This is a genomic window from Ureibacillus aquaedulcis, from assembly GCF_030418165.1.
Classification (GTDB): Bacteria; Bacillota; Bacilli; order Bacillales_A; family Planococcaceae; genus Ureibacillus; species Ureibacillus aquaedulcis.
This window is the reverse complement of the sequence record NZ_JAUHTQ010000049.1, coordinates 1-292: the sequence shown is the minus strand read 5'-3', so window position 1 is coordinate 292 and position 292 is coordinate 1. Positions and strand designations below refer to the sequence as shown.

Below are 292 nucleotides of genomic sequence, written 5' to 3'. Positions count from 1 at the left end.
TCACAGGAACTTTATTTTGATCAACAACCTATTATGGAAAAAGGAAGAGTACTAGTTCCTATGAGAGCTATCTTTGAAGCGATGGGTGCAACGATTGAATGGTCAAATAAAACCAAAACCGTTAAAGCTACAAATGGTAGTACAGTTGTTTCCCTTACTTTAAATCGTAAAGAAGCAATTATAAATGGTACAAAAAGAGAACTAGATGTTCCAGGAAAGTCCGTAAACGGACGTACATTAGTTCCGTTAAGGTTTGTAAGTGAATCTTTAGGGGCAACAGTCGAGTGGAAAA

1 protein-coding gene is annotated in these 292 nt (G+C 36.6%); it reads left to right on the top strand.

Going from position 1 to position 292, the window contains the following annotated elements:
- Nucleotides 1-60: 60 nt before the first annotated feature.
- A partial coding sequence (locus QYB95_RS19205; protein WP_301139948.1) for a copper amine oxidase N-terminal domain-containing protein occupies nt 61-292 on the top strand: 232 nt, incomplete at its 3' end.